This window comes from Lactobacillus sp. WILCCON 0149, from assembly GCF_057197965.1.
Map to the genome: position 1 here is coordinate 444,425 of NZ_JBUBHO010000001.1, position 13,339 is coordinate 457,763.

9 protein-coding genes and 1 pseudogene are annotated in these 13,339 nt (G+C 50.3%); 7 read left to right on the forward strand and 3 right to left on the reverse strand.

The genetic code is table 11. The features are described from left to right. Positions 1 to 86 precede the first annotated feature (86 nt). The 6 genes and pseudogenes from ACYVUV_RS02190 to ACYVUV_RS02215 all read left to right on the forward strand — a co-directional run bounded on the left by ACYVUV_RS02190 (position 87) and on the right by ACYVUV_RS02215 (position 6,712). Positions 87 to 938 (forward strand): SAM hydrolase/SAM-dependent halogenase family protein, encoded by an 852-nt coding sequence (locus tag ACYVUV_RS02190; RefSeq protein WP_439775447.1) that lies wholly within the window; start codon positions 87 to 89, stop codon positions 936 to 938. 25 nt (positions 939 to 963) lie between these two features. After that, positions 964 to 1,524, forward strand: a complete 561-nt coding sequence (locus ACYVUV_RS02195; protein WP_439775448.1) for an ECF-type riboflavin transporter substrate-binding protein — start codon at positions 964 to 966, stop codon at positions 1,522 to 1,524. Between the two features lie 11 nt (positions 1,525 to 1,535). Next, entirely contained in the window at positions 1,536 to 3,254 is a 1,719-nt protein-coding gene (locus ACYVUV_RS02200; protein WP_439775449.1) for an ABC transporter ATP-binding protein, read from the forward strand. After that, a complete protein-coding gene (locus ACYVUV_RS02205; RefSeq protein WP_439775450.1) occupies positions 3,247 to 4,074 on the forward strand; it encodes an energy-coupling factor transporter transmembrane component T family protein in 828 nt (275 codons plus the stop codon). The genes ACYVUV_RS02200 and ACYVUV_RS02205 overlap by 8 nt, the downstream gene beginning before the upstream one ends. Before the next feature lie 522 nt (positions 4,075 to 4,596). Then, positions 4,597 to 5,976 (forward strand): annotated as a pseudogene (locus ACYVUV_RS02210) (aldehyde dehydrogenase family protein); the annotation flags it as partial. Between the two features lie 232 nt (positions 5,977 to 6,208). Further along, positions 6,209 to 6,712, forward strand: coding sequence for an ECF transporter S component (locus tag ACYVUV_RS02215; RefSeq protein ID WP_439775451.1), 504 nt, complete (start codon positions 6,209 to 6,211; stop codon positions 6,710 to 6,712). Positions 6,713 to 6,821: 109 nt separating this feature from the next. Here ACYVUV_RS02215 and ACYVUV_RS02220 read toward each other — a convergent pair whose 3' ends face one another. After that, complete coding sequence (locus ACYVUV_RS02220; protein WP_439775452.1) at positions 6,822 to 9,800, reverse strand: EAL domain-containing protein; 2,979 nt, start codon at positions 9,798 to 9,800, stop codon at positions 6,822 to 6,824. A 132-nt stretch (positions 9,801 to 9,932) separates the two neighbouring features. After that, positions 9,933 to 11,111 carry an MFS transporter gene (locus ACYVUV_RS02225; RefSeq protein ID WP_484498938.1) on the reverse strand — a complete coding sequence of 393 codons (1,179 nt, stop codon included), beginning with the start codon at positions 11,109 to 11,111 and terminating at the stop codon, positions 9,933 to 9,935. A gap of 429 nt (positions 11,112 to 11,540) precedes the next feature. On the opposite strand from ACYVUV_RS02225, the gene ACYVUV_RS02230 reads away from it, so the two are divergent. Next, positions 11,541 to 12,662, forward strand: a complete 1,122-nt coding sequence (locus ACYVUV_RS02230) for an aminopeptidase P family protein (RefSeq protein WP_439775454.1) — start codon at positions 11,541 to 11,543, stop codon at positions 12,660 to 12,662. 57 nt (positions 12,663 to 12,719) lie between these two features. Here ACYVUV_RS02230 and ACYVUV_RS02235 read toward each other — a convergent pair whose 3' ends face one another. Continuing rightward, positions 12,720 to 13,244: an NUDIX domain-containing protein gene (locus ACYVUV_RS02235; RefSeq protein ID WP_439775455.1), complete on the reverse strand. Its 525-nt coding sequence runs from the start codon at positions 13,242 to 13,244 to the stop codon at positions 12,720 to 12,722. Between the last annotated feature and the right edge of the window lie 95 nt (positions 13,245 to 13,339).

The window sequence follows — 13,339 nt, forward strand, 5'->3', positions numbered from 1 at the left end:
CGAATGCTTTTCTTGACATAGCCTGGCAAAGAGAGTATCTTAAATAGATATTAAAAATTAAAAAACGATTGAAAGGCGGAAATTGGATGGCATATAATAAAATGTTGGTCCTGCAGACAGACTTTGGTTTAGTAGATGGGGCGGTCAGCGCCATGCATGGCGTGGCTCACACGGTCGCCAGTGACATCAATGTCTCTGACTTGACCCATGAAATTCCCCCTTACGACATTTGGAACGCCTCTTACCGGCTTTACCAAACCATCAAGTACTGGCCAGCAGATACGGTCTTCGTTTCTGTCGTTGACCCAGGCGTTGGCTCTGCTCGCCGGTCAATCGCCGTCAAGACCAAGTCCGGCCACTATGTCATTACCCCAGACAATGGGACTTTGACTCATATTTACAAGTATGAAGGGGTGGAAGCTGTCCGGGTGATTGATGAAAACAAGAACCGCTTGCCGCATTCCCAGGAAAGCAACACCTTCCATGGCCGGGATGTCTATGCTTATAACGGGGCTATGCTGGCCAGCGGGCAGGTGGCTTTTGAAGAATTGGGCGAAGAAACTCCAGTCGACAGTCTGGTGACTCTGCCGGTGATTGAACCCCGCCTGCAAGGCGACACGGCCGTCGGTACTATCGACGTTTTGGACGTCCGCTTTGGTTCCCTGTGGACCAACATTCCTCTGGAAATGGTTAAAAAGCTGTCTATCGACCGGGGCGATAGTCTTTTGGTTACCATCTTGCACCAGAACGTGGCCGTCTACCAGGAGCACATCCCATTTGTCCGGTCATTCGCGGAAGTCAACCTAGGCCAGCCGCTGGTTTACATCAACTCCCTGGTCAACATCGGGATTGCCCTCAACCAGGAATCCTTTGCCGCTGTTCACCACATCGGTACCGGGACCGACTGGCAGGTCAAGATCAGCAAGGTCAACAAGTAAAAAATAGGAATTGGAGAGAATTTTTATGAATAAGGATATGTGGAAGTTAAGCCCTAAGAATATTGCTGCCTTGGGGATCGGATCAGCCGTTTTCGTGATTGTCGGCCGTTTTGCCTCAATCCCAAGCGGCTTGCCAAACACCAACTTTGAACTGGTTTACGCCTTCCTGGCCATGATTGCCATGATTTACGGGCCAACGGTCGGCTTCGGGGTCGGTTTTATCGGCCACGTGCTTTTGGACCTCATCATGTACGGGCAGACTTGGTGGAACTGGAACTTCGCGGCAGGCTTTTTGGGCTTCTTGATTGGCCTCTACGCTTTGCGCGTTAACCTTGACCAAGGTGAATTCAGCACCAAGGAAATGGTCATCTTCAACGTCGTGCAGGTTGCGGCCAACGCTATCGTTTGGTTCCTCTTAGGGGCCGTGGGTGACATGGTCTTGAACAGCGAACCAGCTGCCAAGGTCTTTGCCCAGGCCGGCTTGACCACTTTGATGGATGGCTTGACCATCGCGGTTTTAGGCACCATCCTGCTTAAGCTTTACGCCGGCAGCCGGGTCAAGAAGGGCAGTTTGCACAAGGATTAAGGAATTAATATATGACAAGTCTGATTCAGTTTAGAGATTTTTCTTTTCAGTACGACAGCCAGCAGGAGCCAACCCTCCGCGACATCAATTTGACGATTGAGAAGGGGGAAAAAGTATTGCTGGCCGGGCCCTCAGGGTCTGGCAAGTCAACCCTGGGCAAGTGCTTGAATGGATTGATTCCCAACCTGGATAAAGGGACGATCACAGGCCAGTGTTTGATTGATGGCAAGGACATCAGTCAGACTGGCCTGTTTGACTTATCTTTTACCACTTCAACCATTCTCCAGGACACTGACGCCCAGTTTATCGGTTTGACGGTCGGGGAAGACATTGCCTTTTCCCTGGAAAACGACTGCGTGCCCCAGGACAAAATGAAGCAGGTGGTGGACCGCTGGGCCAAGGAGCTGGATCTGGGCGACTTGCTCAAGCAGTCTCCGCAAAGCCTGTCGGGCGGGCAAAAGCAGCGGGTGGCCCTGGCTGGGGTCTTAGTCGACGAATCGCCGATCCTGCTCTTTGACGAACCCTTGGCCAATTTGGACCCAGCATCGGGTTACAAGACCATGCGCCTCATCGACCAGATGCAGAAGAAGTTCGGGGCTACGGTCATCATTATTGAGCACCGCCTGGAAGAAGTCTTGGCTGAGGAAGTAGACCGGATCGTCTTAGTTGATGATGGCCGGATTTTAGCTGACCAGAAGCCAGATGACCTGCTCAAGGCTGACCGCTTAGAAGCTGTTGGGGTCAGAAATCCCCTGTACTTGGACGCCATGAAGACGGCCGGGATTGATTTGAATAAGATCGAGAAGCTGACTCCGCTGACTGCTTTGCCGGTTGATGGGGATGCCAAAGATAAGCTTTTGGCCTGGCAAAACAGCTACCAGTTGCCGGCAGAAAAGGCAGCTGGCAAAGAGCTCTTGACCTTGAAGAATGTCGGCTTTGCCTACAGTCCAGAACAAAAGTATCCCTTAAAAGACGTTAATGCCGTCATCAAGGAGGGGGACTTTGTCTCCATCGTTGGGCAAAACGGGGCGGGGAAGACCACTCTTTGCCGCTTGATCTGCGGCTTTTTGCAAAACACGGGCGAGATTGCCTGGAAAGGCGAGGACATGGCCGGCTTGTCAATCAAGGAGCGGGCGGACAAGATTGGCTACGTGATGCAGGATCCCAACCAGATGATCAGCCAGACCATGATCTTTGATGAAGTGGCCCTGGGTCTGCGCTTGCGGAAAGTGCCAGAAGACGAGGTCAAGGAAAGAGTGGCCAAGGTGCTCAAGATTTGCGGCCTCTACCCATTCAGAAACTGGCCGGTTTCCGCCCTCAGCTTTGGGCAAAAGAAGCGGGTGACGATTGCCGCTATTTTGGTTCTGGAACCGGACCTCTTGATCTTGGATGAGCCGACGGCTGGCCAGGACTGGAAGACCTACACGGAAATCATGTCCTTCTTGAAGGAATTGAATGAAGCCGGCAAGACGATCATGATCATCACCCACGATATGCACTTGATGATGGAATACACTGACCGGTCACTTGTTTTTGCCAAGGGACGCTTGATTGCCGACACCACGCCGGTTGATCTTCTGACTGATGAAAAGCTGGTCCAAGAGGCCAGCCTCCGCCAGGTCAGCCTCTTTGACCTGGCCCAGCACTACGGCCTGCCGGATCCAGAAGGCTTTGCCCGCAAGTTCGCGGCTTATGAACGGGAAAGATTGGGGGAAGACAGAAATGAATGATGCTGTTTTAGGCTACACGCCAGGGAAGACCTTTGTCCACCGCTTGAGCGCGACCACCAAGCTTTTATTCTTGATTATTACTTCGGTGGCCTGCATGGTGACTTATGACACCCGCTTTTTGCTAATCGTGTGCATCCTGTCTTTGGCCTTGTTCAAAGTTTCCCAGGTCAAGTGGCGTCAGGTGTCAGTCGTGGTCAACTTGATCATGATTTTCGCGGTCTTGAATTTAGTTTTGGTTTACGTCTTCCAGCCCAGCTACGGGGCTGACCTTTACGGCAGCAAGCACGTCTTGCTGGGCAGCGGCTTTTTTGCTTTAACGGCTGAGGAAACTTTTTATCTCTTCAACCTGATGCTCAAGTATATCTGCGCCGTACCGATCGCGATCTTGTTCCTGCTGACGACCAATCCCAGCCAGTTTGCTTCCAGTCTGAACCAGATCGGGATCAGCTACCGTTTCTCTTACGCCTTTTCCCTGGCCCTGCGCTATATTCCAGACATCCAGGAAAGCTACTGGGCGATCTCCCATGCCCAGCAGGCCCGGGGCAATGAGATTTCCAAGAAGGCCAAGCTGGCCGACCGGGCCAAGGGGACGGTCAACATCGTCATGCCTTTGATCCTGTCCAGTTTAGACCGGATCACGGTGATTTCCACGGCCATGGAGCTGCGCCGGTTCGGGTCCAAAAAGAAGCGGACCTGGTATACTTCCCAAAAGCTCAAAGCCAGCGACTGGCTGAGCTTGGGAGTGGCGGTTTTGCTGGTTCTCTTGATGCTTTACTTCTGGCACCTGAACCAGGGACGTTTTTACAACCCATTTAAGTAGCAGAGAATTTTAGGACTCATTTGAGTCCTATTTATTTTCTATTTCTCTATTTCTCTTCTTCTCTCTTCTTCTCTCTTCTCTTCTCTCTTCTCTTCTCTCTTCTTCTCTCTTCTTCTCTCTTCTTTTGCCAAAAAGCTGCTAAATTATAGGATTAAGTGAAAAAATTACTGAACTAAGAAAAGGTAAAGAGACTTTTACCTGTCCTTTTTAAGTGAAAAAAGGATAATGCAGGCATCCAAATTATAGAAATACTGTTAAAAATGGTGAAAAAACGCCTTTTAACTTTTGTGACAGAAATCGCTATCTTTTGCAAAAGTGGAAAAGGAGAATAAAATAATTTATTCACAAAATCAAAAGACAGGTACCGCTTACATCGTTAATAAGGCAAAATATAGGGGAAAATCAACTTCTTGTGTCATTAAAAAAGAGGGATTTTACCCTCTTTTCTTTTTTTAAAATGCTGTTATAGTAGTAATTGATAAATATATCACAAGAAATAAACGAGAAGCAGGAGACGATAAAATGCTTAAGCAAAGCGCTGTTAACGTGGAAAAAGCAGTTGAAACTGAAGACGAAATCTACCACAATGTTGATATTTTGGTTGATAAATCACATGAAGCCTTGGCCCAAATGGACGACTTCAGCCAGGAAGACGTGGACAAGCTTTGCCAAGTCATTGAAAAAGTTGGCGAAGACAATGCCCGCCGCCTGGCCCAAATGGCAGTTGACGAAACTGGCCGGGGCAAGGTTGAAGACAAGGTGACCAAGAACACCTACGCTTCCCAAACCATCTGGGAAAGCATGAAGGACATGAAGACGGTCGGAGTGATCGAAGAAGACAAGGCAGAAGGCTTGATGAAGATTGCTGAACCGATCGGGGTCATCGCCGGGGTAACGCCAGTCACCAACCCGACTTCCACGGTTATCTTCAAGGCCATGATCGCCATGAAGAGCAAGAACACCATCATCTTTGGCTTCCACCCGCAAGCCCAAAAGTGCTGCGTGGAAACGGCCAAGCTGATCAAGGAAGCCACGGTAGCTGCCGGGGCACCGGAAAACTGGATCCAATGGATTGAACACCCAAGCCTCACGGCCACGACTGCCCTCATGAACAACCCAAAGGTGCAGATGGTCCTGGCAACTGGTGGCCCGGGCATGGTCAAGGCAGCCTACTCAACCGGTAAGCCAGCCTTGGGCGTGGGCCCAGGCAATGGCCCGTCCTACATCGAAAAGACGGCTGACATCGAACAGTCAGTAAACGATATCGTCTTGTCCAAGACTTTTGACAACGGGATGATCTGTGCCTCAGAAAACTCCGTCGTTGTTGACAAGGAGATCTATGACCAAGTCAAGGAAGCCTTCTTAAAGCGCCACTGCTACTTCTTAAAGCCTGACGAAATCAAGCTCTTTGAAGAACACTTCATCGACCCGCGCCGGGGGACGGTAGCAGGCCCGATGGCCGGCAAGAGCGCGGTTAAGATTGCTGAAATGTGCGGGGTGACCGTGCCGGCTGACACCCAAGTCATCGTGGCTGAATACAAGGGCGTTGGCCCGAAGTACCCATTGTCAGCTGAAAAGCTGTCCCCGGTCTTCACCCTCTACAAGGCGGAAAACAGTGCCCAAGCCTTCAAGATCTGCACCGACCTCTTGAACTACGGCGGCCGGGGCCACACTGCCGGCATCCACACCCAAAACAGCAAGGTCATCCGCAAGTTTGCCTTCGCCATGTCTGCCTGCCGTATCCTGGTCAACAGCCCGGCTGCTCTCGGCGGGATCGGCGGGGTCTACAACAACATGATGCCATCCTTGACCCTGGGGACCGGTTCATACGGGGCCAACTCAGTTTCCCACAACATCACTGCCAAGGATCTCTTGAACATCAAGACCGTGGCCATGAGAAGAAAGCCAATCCTGTAACATAAGCTATTTCTGCCATTAAAATCAAGAATTATCAGTCATAAATCCGAAAAGGCCAAGCTATCCTCCGCTTGGCCTTTTTCTTTCCCAACATTATTAATTCCTTTTGTTTGCTCACATTTTTTCTTATTTTTTGTAAGGAACAAGCTTAAATAAATCTGAAAAAGTGATAGAATAGTAAACATAGTCACTAAACGAATAAGATGGAGGAAAAAACATGCAAAAATCATGGTCAGTCAAAAGAACCGCCGTCGTCGCCGTTTTGATGGCGATGAACGTTGCTTTGTCTTCATTCAGTATCCCTGTCCCGGGTGGCCACCTCTACTTCAATGACGTGGTCATCGTGGCGGCAGCCCTGTTGCTTTCGCCGTCAGAAGCCTTTGTAGTTGGCGGGGTGGGGGCCTTCCTGGGCGACTTCCTTTTCTACCCGGCGCCCATGTTTGTCAGCCTCTTCTCTCACGGCTTTGAAGCCTTGATCATCTCTTACTTCGCCCATAAGTTTGCCGGCGAGCAAAAGAAAGTCATCTTGGGTGTTCTTTTAGGCGCGGCTGTGATGGTGACTGGCTACACCCTGGGCCGGGCCTTCGTCTACGCCACTCCGGCAATTTCTTTGGTCAAGTTTCCCTTTGAATGCCTGCAGGCAGCCGTTGGGGCGACCTTGGGCTACAGCCTGGTCTTTAAGGCCGGCATTGAAAAGCAGTTCCAGCACCGGCTGCGGTAAAAATTGCCAAATATAGAACAGAACAAAAAGTAAAAGAAGAAAGAACGAAAAAATCCACCCGCGAGGGTGGATTTTTAATGTTCATTAAGCTAAATAAAAGCACTAAGCACTAATTGTAGATAGACGGTCCGCCATTAATCTGGTTGCGGCCGCTTTCCTTGCTCTTGTAAAGCATTTGGTCGGCTTCCTGGATCATCTTGTCTACTTCGTCTGCCGTCTGGGCCTGGCCGTAGACGTAGCCGGCAGAAATATGAATGTCGAATTTTAAATCCAAAATTTTGACCTGCTCCAAGAGCTTGCGCACTTTTTGATCATCCTCTCGCAAGAGCTGCTGGGACTCAAAGTCCTCGATGATCAAGAATTCATCGCCCCCATAGCGGTAGCAGTGGCCGATCCCATAGACGTGCAGGAGAGTTTCGGAGATCTTCTGCAAGACGGCGTCCCCGTAAAGGTGGCCGAATTTATCGTTAAAAGTCTTGAAGTAGTCGATGTCGATCATCATGACCACGATGTCTTTTTGAGTCAAATAGCCGAAGTCCCGGTCAAAGCTGCGCCGGTTCTTCAAAGTGGTCAAAGGATCGCGGGCGGCTTCAATCTGTAAGGCAGCCAGTTCGTCCATTCGGCTGGTAACGTCAACGGTAAAGCCAAGCAGGCCGCTGACCGCGTCTCCTTCGTAGACAGGCGAGAGGTAGTAGTGGAAGGTTCGGCGATTGCCATTGACATTGAGAGTCAAGTAGTCATCCAAGGCCATTCCGTCTTTTAACAGTTGGCTTTCCCGCTTTTGGTAGTCCAGTAGCTCCTTGTTCCATCTTCCGCTGCTCTTTTTGTGGAGGATGTCTTTGAGATTTAAGCCGAGATAGTCCAAAAAACGTTGGTTGGCGCCTAAATATTCCAGCCGCCGGTTTTTCCAGAAGAAGCCAACATTGCTGCTTTCCAGCAGGGCCAGGCGGATCTTTTCAGAATCCAGGTCTCCGTTTTGCCCGATCCAGTTCTGGTAGACTTGCTGCGGAGTCCGGTTCTTGACCTTGTAGCCATCTGTGAGAAAAGCGGCCAGGTTGTCGGTTTTGGAAATCAGCTGCAGGCGGATCTTGAACTGTTCTTGGTCAGTGATCCAGTCAAACTGGGCAATTTCATTGACCTGTCGGCATTGATCAACACCGGTCCAGAAGCGGCTGTAGTTGCCGGTAGCCGCGCTGTTGCAGGTTCTGATGAATGAATCTAAGTCCGCGTAGCCCAAGTGCTCGGTCCAGGAGCGGAAAGCGCTGTTACTGTAGACAAGATTAGCCTGCTGATTCTGGACGATGAAGATGGAGTTAGGGTGGGGATTTTCAAAATTATTGTCCAGTCTACTTTTGGTCTCCAGGTAGGGATCAAGGACGTTAATATGGCTTAAGCCGGTAAAGAGAGCCCGTTCTTCGACGTTTTCAAATTCCAGCTTGCTTTTCCCAATCTCTTCTTCTGGCAGTTCTTTAGCTAAGAGCCGGCCTTGCGTCAGCATGACGCCAAAAGAACGGATAAAGTTGAGCATGCCCTTGTCTTCAACGCCCTTGACGATGGGGACGATCTTGAGCAAGCGGGACATGTTGATGATCGAAGCCAGGATGATCTTGGCCCTTTGCCGGTTGCTGGTGAAGCTGCGGACGTCGACTTTGAGATAGTCGAAATTATATTCCAGCAGAGTCTCAGTTGACAAGTCGCTGTTTTCGCCGCCATAGCGGTCCAGGCAGATCTTGAAGCCCTTTTTTTGCAAATTAGCCGCGGCCGTTTTTAAGTGTTGGTGGTCAGCTGAAACCGGCTGGGCCATAAGGTCAAACTGGATCATCATATGGGGAATCTGGTATTTCTGGGTGATTTCGACAACCTGGTCGACAAAACTGTCGAGGTTGAAGTCGCTGGGCGACAGGTTGATCGAGATGGGAATGGTAGGCAGATTGTCGGCCCGCCTTTGACTCAGCAGGCGGCAGGCCTTATCCAGGACATGAAGATCAAGCTGGTAGACCAAGCCGCTTCTTTCCAAAACTGAGATAAAGCGGCTGGCTTTCAAAGTTGCTTTGCCTGGCTCCTGCCAGCGGGAGACGGCTTCCAAGCTGCAAACCTTTTGGGAATAGAGGTTGAAGATCGGCTGGTAGTAGACTTTCAGCCAATTCTGGCTGAGGGCTTCTTCAAAATGACCGATCAAATAGTCCTGCAGCTCAAAGTGCTTCTTGACTGAATTATTGTAGATCTGGTAAGCCTTCTGTCGGTCGTCGCCCATGTGGCGCAAGGCCAGGTAGGCCTTGTCGACCGCGCTGGTGGCTGATTCAGGCTCTTTAACCTGGTAAACGCCCGCTCTGAGCGTCGTGATTTTGTCAGCGGAAAAAGCGGCTGTCTTCTTTTGAATCTCCGGCAGTACCCGCTTGAGCTGGACCGGGGCCGTAATGGTCAAGAAAGAGTCATCAACATAGCGGAGGGTCAGTCCCTCAGGGAAGCAAGCTCGGATTATTTCCCCGCATTTCTTGACAAACTGGTTGCCCTGCAGAAAGCCGAAATGGTCATTGTATGAACGCAGGGAGATAATGTCGAAGTAGATTACGTCAACTTGGCCGGATCGGGCCAGGAGCTTACTTAAAAAGTCATCTCCAAACTTGCTGAAGTAGCTGGTGTTGGGCAAGCCGGTCAAGAGGTCGATGTCGGGAGACTCAAGCTGCTGGCGGGTTTGTTGGCTTTGGTCATTGCCCAGGTCAAAGTAGGTGACCAGCAAAAGAGTAGTTCCATCGCTAGTCTTGATCCGCTTGGAGTGGGCAAAAAGGGTATGGTACTCGCCCTTGATCGACAAGCGGTAGGTCAAGTGGCATTCCGGGTACTTGACGGCGGCAGCAGAAAAAGTCGCCAGGTGAGCAACGTCAGCCGGGTGAACCCGGCCAAAGCTGTGGTGGTTGAGGTATTCCAGCATGGACTGCCGGTCAGAACCCACCATCTTGCAATAGTCATCGGAAACCAGCAAAACGTGATATTCACCATCGATGACCTGGAGGACGATAAGCGGCAGAGGCGTTTTCTCGTATCTTACTCGTTCTTGATCACTGAACTGATAAAGCTTGTCTGCCATTGTGCCTTCCTCATGTCATGAAAAAATTAACGTGTCTTTTATAAAAATTATAGCACTGATTGAATTTTGCAAGAGCTGATGAAAGAACTTTCAAACAAGAGAACTACTTAAAAAAATATATCAACTTGCTTACTATTGTTTAGCTTCAACCCCGCTTCTTTTACTGTGGCTGACAGAGATGACGGTAACAAAAAGGCAGGCTAAGATGCCGACAGCCAGGTCCCCGCCAAAGGCCAGGCGGATGTCGATGTCTGATAAGACGCCGGTGATGATCGGGACTGTAAAGGAAGCAGCTGCCCCAAAGAAGTAGAAGATCCCGGTAGCCAGGCCCTTTTTATCAGGGAAGAATTCCATGAAGGCGTTAAGGCCGGTCTGCATGATCCCGCTGGCGGCCGTCAAGCCAAACATGAAGGAGGCAAATTCAGACAAAATTGCGGAGTGGCTGAATAAAAGCAAAAGGACCATCAAAGTGGCTAAGACGTTCATGATCAAGAGGATGGCGTAAGGGGAGACTTCCCGGCTGAGCAAGCCAAAGAGGATGAAGACCCCAATGATGGAACCGACGCTATATAAGGAAAGAAAGAGGTGGCTGGTGGAAGTGGAGAAGCCCTGCTTTTGCCCAAAAAGGGTAATCCACTGGGTGAACCAGATCATGAGGGCCATGGAGGCATAGCCGTAGAGGGCAAAGCAGGCCGTGGTCAGCCAGCTCTTTTGGCTCTTGGCGGAATTTTGCCCGCTTTCAGCCTCCTTTTGGCCAGGCTGCGGGAATTTTAGGGGCGCCAGGAGAATGGCGTTGACGATTAAGATTCCGGCCATGGCCATGAAGCTGTAGCCGTACCAGAGCTGGTGGCGGTGAAGGCTGGACACCAAAAGGGGCAGGATGAATTCGCCCAAGGAGGCGGCGGCCTTGATCAAGATGTTGCCCCGGCTGCCCTTTTGCCCCATTTCGGCAAAAGTCGTGTAGGTCCCGGCGTCCAGGGCGGAGTTGGCGATCCCGGCTAAGATGGCCAGGCCGTAAGCCAGGTAGACGTTTTTGGAGAAGGGGATGCCCAAGGCAAAAACAAGATAGCAGGTCATGCCTAGGTAGACGAAGAACTTCCGGCTGATTTTGTCGGCCAGGTAGCCGGTGATCAGGTAGGCCAAGAGGCGGCCGATCCCCACGCCGGAGATGACGAAGGAAACCAGCTTCAAGGGGACCGACCAGCTTTTACCCAGGGCGGTCATGTTCTGGGAGAGGATCAAGAGGCCGAAGCCGTGGGCCACGTAGTTGAGGTAGAGGCTGATGGACAGCCGCAATTTCTGCTTGTTCATAGGCGTTTCCTTTCTTGTAAAAGCGCTTTCTTTATTATATGAATTATTATATCATTTTAATTGATCTGTTTCTTAGAACAATTGATAGAAAAAATTGTCAGAAAAAAAGAAAAATTGCAGCAAAAAAACCGCGGAAAAGATTTCCGCGGCAATATTTTCTGAAAATCAAGTTTTAACTTCTGCGGGCTGGTCAGCCGTTTTTGACAAAGCTTATTGCTCATTTGTGTTATCCTTTCTAATAAGCCAGTGCTTATGATGCAAAATTTTTGTTTCCCCAAATCCAAAAATAGATCAATAGAATGAATTTTGGATTTGATAGAAATTATATAATGGTCAAACGGCTTTGCCTAGGAGATTAATTAAAAAACACTAGAAAAAGGAAAGAAATATGAAAATAAAGCGAGAACAGTTTTTTGGGAGTGAAAAAGCATGAAAGAAGAAAGAAAATTAACCTGGAAAGAGCATCTGAGCAGCTTAAGCTTCTACTTGGATGAAAAAGGCATTGACCTGGCCTATGTGGCTGATCCAGTGGACATTGCCTACCTTACTGGCTACAGCAGCTGGACGGAGGAGCGGGTCTTTGCCTTGCTGGTATCCAGAACAAGCCAGGCCCTTTTGCTGGCTCCAGCCATCAATGAAGGAGAAGTCAAGCAGACTGCTTGGGCGGACCAGGCCTGCTTTTACCAAGACGGGGAGAATCCTTGGGAGAAGGCCAAAGAAAAAATGGCCGCCTGGCCAAAAGAAGTTTGGGCATTAGAAGCGCGGACGGTGACCCTCAGTCACTACCGGGCGATTAAGGAAGTTTTCCCGGAAGCGAATTTGGAAGCAGACATCTCTTCCTGGCTGGCCAGACAGCGGATGATCAAGTCGCCGGCGGAAATTGAAAAGCTGCAGGCAGCTGGCAGACAGGCCGACCAGGCACTGGAATTGGCTTTTGCCCTGTTAAAAGAGGGGCAGGGGATGAGTGAAAGCGAGCTGGCCCTTGAACTGGACTACCAGCTGAAGAAAAAGGGGATGGGGAACTTAAGCTTCCCATTGATCGTCCAGGCCGGAGAAAGCGCGGCCAGCGTCAGCGGTCTGCCCAGCCAAAAGGGGGTTCAGGCCGGGGATATGGTAATTTTTGACTTGGGGATCATGAAAGGCGGCTATGCTTCAGATGTCAGCCGGACGGTGGCCCTGGGCGAAATCAGCCCGGCAAAGCGGGAAATCTATGAGACGGTCCGGTTAGCCCAGGAGACGGCGGCTAGGGCAGCCAGACCAGGAATGACGGCAGGTGAGCTGGACCAGGTGGCCCGCGGGGTTATCGAAGAAGCGGGCTACGGGCAGTACTTTACCCACCGCTTAGGTCACGGGATCGGAATGCAGGTTCATGAGCCGGTGAATCTGGAACCGGGAAGCAAGCAGAAGCTGGAAGCAGGGATGTGCTTTTCTATTGAGCCGGGGATCTATTTGCCGGGCGTCGGGGGCGTCAGAATTGAGGACTGCGGCTGGCTTGATGAAGACGGCTTCCACCCTTTTACCAAGACCAGTAAAGATTTGTTGCTTTTGTGAGGAAAAAAGGCCAAGCGATTTCTCGCTTGACCTTTTTGCTGCTCTTGCTTACTAGTCTTATCTTTTCTCATTAAGCAGCCGCCACTTGAGCCAGGCTGCCTGGCCAGCCCCATGGGCAAATTCACCTTTGACGATCAAATCTTCCAGCTGGTCGACGGAGACGATCTCCATCTTGATTTCTTCCAGAATCTCTCTTTTTGGCTGAGCTATTTTCTTGGCCCGGCAGGCAAAAAGGTTGATCTTCTCATTGGTTGAGCCAAAAGAAGGGTAGGTGAAGCCCAGCTCTGTCAACTGGCTGGCCTCATAGCCCGTTTCTTCCAGAAGCTCTCTTCTAGCTGCTTGACTGGGCTCTTCTCCCTCATCAATGCCGCCGCTTGGGAATTCATATTGCCAGCTGCCAACGGGATGCCGGTATTCCTTTAAGAGCAGGACGTGGTCATCATCAATGAAGGGGATGATGGAAATCCCGAAGCCGATCGTGACGTAGGAATATGGGGCTATTTGCCCGTCCTTGGCCACTTTTTCTTGAATAACCGTGAAGCGGTCAGCCTTGATAGTTTCTTTTTTGACTACTTTGTACATTTTTTGCCTGCCACCAATCTTTTCAAAAATCAGTTCAATTGTAGCAAGAAATAGAGCTAAAGTACAAAAATAGCAGACCAGACGGTCTGCTATTT

Coding starts and splice junctions, on each gene's coding strand:
- ACYVUV_RS02190 (WP_439775447.1), top strand. CDS start 87: ATGGCATATAATAAAATGTTGGTCCTGCAGACAGACTTTGGTTTAGTA.
- ACYVUV_RS02195 (WP_439775448.1), top strand. CDS start 964: ATGAATAAGGATATGTGGAAGTTAAGCCCTAAGAATATTGCTGCCTTG.
- ACYVUV_RS02200 (WP_439775449.1), top strand. CDS start 1,536: ATGACAAGTCTGATTCAGTTTAGAGATTTTTCTTTTCAGTACGACAGC.
- ACYVUV_RS02205 (WP_439775450.1), top strand. CDS start 3,247: ATGAATGATGCTGTTTTAGGCTACACGCCAGGGAAGACCTTTGTCCAC.
- ACYVUV_RS02215 (WP_439775451.1), top strand. CDS start 6,209: ATGCAAAAATCATGGTCAGTCAAAAGAACCGCCGTCGTCGCCGTTTTG.
- ACYVUV_RS02220 (WP_439775452.1), bottom strand. CDS start 9,800: ATGGCAGACAAGCTTTATCAGTTCAGTGATCAAGAACGAGTAAGATAC.
- ACYVUV_RS02225 (WP_484498938.1), bottom strand. CDS start 11,111: ATGAACAAGCAGAAATTGCGGCTGTCCATCAGCCTCTACCTCAACTAC.
- ACYVUV_RS02230 (WP_439775454.1), top strand. CDS start 11,541: ATGAAAGAAGAAAGAAAATTAACCTGGAAAGAGCATCTGAGCAGCTTA.
- ACYVUV_RS02235 (WP_439775455.1), bottom strand. CDS start 13,244: ATGTACAAAGTAGTCAAAAAAGAAACTATCAAGGCTGACCGCTTCACG.